Origin of the sequence: Jatrophihabitans sp. (genome assembly GCF_036389215.1) — a bacterium.
Lineage (GTDB): Bacteria > Actinomycetota > Actinomycetes > Mycobacteriales > Jatrophihabitantaceae > Jatrophihabitans_A.
This window is the reverse complement of record NZ_DASVQG010000364.1, coordinates 1-3969: the sequence shown is the minus strand read 5'-3', so window position 1 is coordinate 3969 and position 3969 is coordinate 1. Positions and strand designations below refer to the sequence as shown.

Annotated in this window: 5 protein-coding genes and 1 tRNA gene; all 6 read right to left on the bottom strand. The window is 68.7% G+C overall.

What is annotated here, in order from left to right:
- Positions 1 to 897: peroxidase family protein (locus VF542_RS20985; RefSeq protein WP_408653647.1), on the bottom strand; the 897-nt coding region annotated here is incomplete at its 3' end.
- Entirely contained in the window at positions 894 to 1358 is a 465-nt protein-coding gene (locus VF542_RS20980) for a Fur family transcriptional regulator (protein WP_408653646.1), read from the bottom strand. The genes VF542_RS20980 and VF542_RS20985, both read right to left, overlap by 4 nt.
- Before the next feature lie 111 nt (positions 1359 to 1469).
- Positions 1470 to 2375, bottom strand: coding sequence for a sulfite exporter TauE/SafE family protein (locus tag VF542_RS20975; protein ID WP_408653645.1), 906 nt, complete (start codon positions 2373 to 2375; stop codon positions 1470 to 1472).
- 280 nt (positions 2376 to 2655) lie between these two features.
- A complete protein-coding gene (locus tag VF542_RS20970; protein ID WP_408653644.1) occupies positions 2656 to 3246 on the bottom strand; it encodes a GNAT family N-acetyltransferase in 591 nt (196 codons plus the stop codon).
- 105 nt (positions 3247 to 3351) lie between these two features.
- Positions 3352 to 3426 (bottom strand) — tRNA-Val (locus VF542_RS20965).
- 108 nt (positions 3427 to 3534) lie between these two features.
- The gene (locus VF542_RS20960; RefSeq protein WP_408653643.1) at positions 3535 to 3948 is read right to left on the bottom strand and encodes a TIGR02611 family protein; all 414 of its coding nucleotides are present in this window, start codon (positions 3946 to 3948) and stop codon (positions 3535 to 3537) included.
- Positions 3949 to 3969 lie beyond the last annotated feature (21 nt).

The window sequence follows — 3969 nt, the reverse complement described above, 5'->3', positions numbered from 1 at the left end:
CTCCGGCCCGACGTACTCCTCCGCTGGCGCAGCACCGTGCGTCTTGCCGAACGAGTGACCGCCCGCGATCAGCGCGAAGGTCTCCTCGTCGTTCATCGCCATCCGGGCGAAGGTGTCGCGGATGTCCCGCGCGGCGGCCAGCGGGTCCGGGCGGCCGTTGGGCCCCTCGGGGTTGACGTAGATCAGGCCCATCTGGACGGCGCCGAACGGGCCGGTGAGCTCACGGTCACCGCTGTAGCGCTCGTCGCCGAGCCAGGTGTCCTCCGGGCCCCAGAAGATCTCCTCCGGTTCCCAGATGTCCTCACGGCCGAAGCCGAAGCCGAAAGTCTGGAAGCCCATCGACTCCAGCGCGCAGTTGCCGGCGAAGACCAGCAGGTCGGCCCAGGAGATCTTCTTGCCGTACTTCTGCTTGACGGGCCAGAGCAGCCGGCGTGCCTTGTCGAGGTTCGCGTTGTCCGGCCAGCTGTTGAGCGGGGCGAACCGCTGCGCGCCCTGGCCGCCACCGCCCCGGCCGTCCTCGATCCGGTAGGTGCCCGCGGCGTGCCAGGACATCCGGATGAACAGCGGACCGTAGTGGCCGTAGTCGGCCGGCCACCAGTCCTGGGAGGTCGTCATGACCTCGAAGATGTCACGTTTCAGGGCCTCGACGTCGAGGGAGGAGAACTCCTCGGCATAGTTGTAGTCCTCGCCCATCGGGTTGGACCGGGGCGAGTGCTGGTGCAATACCTGCAGGTTCAGCTGGTTGGGCCACCAGTCCTGGTTGGTCCTCGGCCGATGCGCGGCTGGCTGCGGGGAGGGGATTACCGGGTTCTCGCTTTCGGACACGTGGTCGCTCTCCTGTCTGGCTATCTCTGGTGTTGACTGGTTTGCTTTCGGGTCTTCGGCCGGGCGCGTCAGCCGCCTTCGACCGCCGCTGTCGCCGCCGCTGTCGCCGACGTTGCGGCGACGCACACCGGGCACAGGCCCCAGTAGACGACCTCGGCCTCGTCGATTCTGAAGCCCTGGTCGTTCGAGGCGGTCAGGCAGGGGGTCTCACCGACGGCGCAATCAACGTCGGCGATGATGCCGCAGGAACGGCACACGACGTGGTGGTGGTTGTCGCCGACCCGCGCCTCGTAGCGGGCCACCGAGCCCGACGGCTCGATGCGCCGCACCAGGCCCGCGGCGGTCAGCGCGCGCAACACGTCGTAGACGGCCTGGTGGGACACCGTGGCCAGGTGCTCGCGCACGGCTGCGATGATCGAATCGGTGTCGGCATGCGGGCGCTGGTGCACCGCGGTCAGCACCGCTACCCGAGGACGCGTCACCCGCAGATCCGCTCCGCGCAGCATGCGCTCGAAGTCCGACACGGTGGGCACGCCCCGGAGTCTGGACTACTTTCTGGAATCAATCAAGTACGAGGCCTGCCACTCGAGGTGTTCATCGGAGGTGGAGGTGCTGGGGGTTTCAGGTGCTAGTCACACGGCGGGTCAGGAGGTGTGCGCCTCGACCAGTTCAGGTGCGGGTGCGGCCGCCCGCCCGGCCGGCGCGGTCCGCGGCCTGCCCAGGGCGATCATGACCGCGACGGCGGTCAACGCTCCGGTGACGACGACCGCCGAGGGTGCGTGCAACAGCGCGAGCGCGGATCCCATCAGCACGCCGGAGATGATCGGACGGGTCACCGTGGGCGAAGCCTGCGCGGACATCCGGGCCCCCAGGTAGACCGCCGGGATGGCGCCGATCAGCAGGGACGTGGTCACCGAGAGCCGCACGTCGCCGAAGAGCAGGTGGCCCAGGGCCGCGGAGGCGACGAGCGGGATGGCCTGGACGATGTCGGTGCCGACCAGCTGCTTCGGCGACAGCCGCGGGTACGCCAGTAACAGCAGGGCGATGACCAGCGAGCCGGCGCCTACCGAGGTCATGCCGACCGCCAGGCCACCGATGACGCCGATGGCCACCGTGCGGACCGGCTTCACCACCAACTCCGGGGCGGGACGCCGCGCCACTGACCGGCGGTCGATCAGCTGCCGCAGGACCGTGCAGGACAGCGATGCCAGCAGCGCGATCCCGATGGCGATCTTCAGGTTGGACTGCACGCGGCCGCCATGACCGATGCTTGCGATGATCAGGGACCCGATGAACGCCGAGGGCACCGCGCCCAGCGCGAGCCAGGTCAGCAAGCCCATCTGCACCGTGCGCCTGCGCAGGTGGACCGCGGCGCCCACCGGCTTCATCACCAGACTGGTCACGAGGTCGCTGGAGATGGCTGCCAACGGCGGAACATTGAAGATCAGGACCAGCACCGGGGTGAGCAACGCGCCGCCACCCATACCGGTGAGCCCGACGAGCAGGCCGACCAAGGCACCGGCGAGGGCGAGGGTGTAATCAAGATGCATGCTGGCTGCGCTTTCCGGGAGTGGAACTACAGTGGCGACCGGTTACAGACCCGACCGACACCCAGCCGTCGCCAATCGCATCAAATCCACGTGCAGCCGCCGCACCAGCACAACGCCGGCCAGATCGGACACGAGAGACGAAGACACATCTTCCAGGGTCGCTCGCCGTGCCACCGTTGTCAACTAATCCTGTAGGAATGCAACGCGCTATAAACGGGACTGCCGGTGGCCGGGCCACTGAAGCGATCCAGCCGCGGCAGCCAGGGCCTGGCGGGCGAGGTCACGACTGCGATGCCGGACCCAGCTCCCTGCGGACCACTACCCGGTTCTTCGACGGCCGGCGCACCACGGTGAAGCCCTGCGAGGTGAAGACCGTCTCATCATTCACCTGCTTGTCCGAGCCCGAGTGCGCTCCGCCGGCGGCGAAGGGAAACCCTTCGACGGCGCGGGCGCCGTGCTCGCGGGCCAGGTCGACGGCGGCCCCGAGCAGGCCGGCGGTAATTCCTGAGCGTCGGCGATCGGGGCGGGTGAAGAAGCATGGCACCAGCCACACGATGTCGTCCTCAGCCGCATCCCGGCCGGCGTAGGTGGGCGTCCGGACGCCACGGACGAAGCGCGACCGCGGGCCCACGGCGCACCACCCGACCGTTTGGTCACCGTCGAGAGCCAGGATGCCCATCGGCTCCCGGCCGGCTCGGGCTTCGGCGGTGAATGCCGCTTTGTTTCCCTGGCCGCCGTTGGCGTGGAACTCCTTGACCGGTATCAGGAACCACATGCACCAGCACGCCTCAGCCGTCTGGTTGGTGGCGAACAGCTCGTCCAAGGTGGGGATCAGATCCAGCTCGAAGGGCCGGTAGCTGATTGTTGTCATACCGCGGGGACAGCTCCTCGTGAGGTCGGTCTGACCGTGCGGGGTCTGCGAGCGATCTCCGATCGACCTCGCGAACCGCTGGAGGCCCGGATTCCAGGCTGTAGATGGTGGGCGATACTGGGATCGAACCAGTGACCCCTGCCGTGTGAAGGCAGTGCTCTCCCGCTGAGCTAATCGCCCCGCACGCCGTCTGACTTCGACGGTGCGGCCGAACCTGGGCTAGCTTACATGGCGCCCGCCCGGCTCCGAAGGCACCCGCCGCCCTGCTCCCGGGACACCGGCCGGGGCTCAGCGCAGTGTCTGCCAGCCGACGTACGCGAACCCGGCCAGCACCAACAGCCCCAGTAGCCCCAACAGCAGCCGCACCAGCAGCGACTGGCGTTTCGCCCAGTCCGTCCACTGGCGCAGCAACCGGCGCCCGTACCGCAGCAGCCGATAAGCCCAGTGGAACTCGGTGGCCCAGACCGCCAGCCCCACGAACACCAGCGCCCAGCCCGGCCCCGGCAGCGGGATCAGCAGCAACCCGATCACCACGATGACACCGCCGATCGTGCCGATCAGCAGCTTCCAGATCATCGCGCCGCCGGGCACGCACCGAACCCGGTCCCGGACCGGCCGCAGCCACCTGGGCGGCCGCGGCTCGAAGTGCTCAGCGGGCTTGTGGTCGTCCAGCCTGGTGCCCCCAGCCGGTTTGTCAGCCACCTACGCTCCGCTCATCCCTGC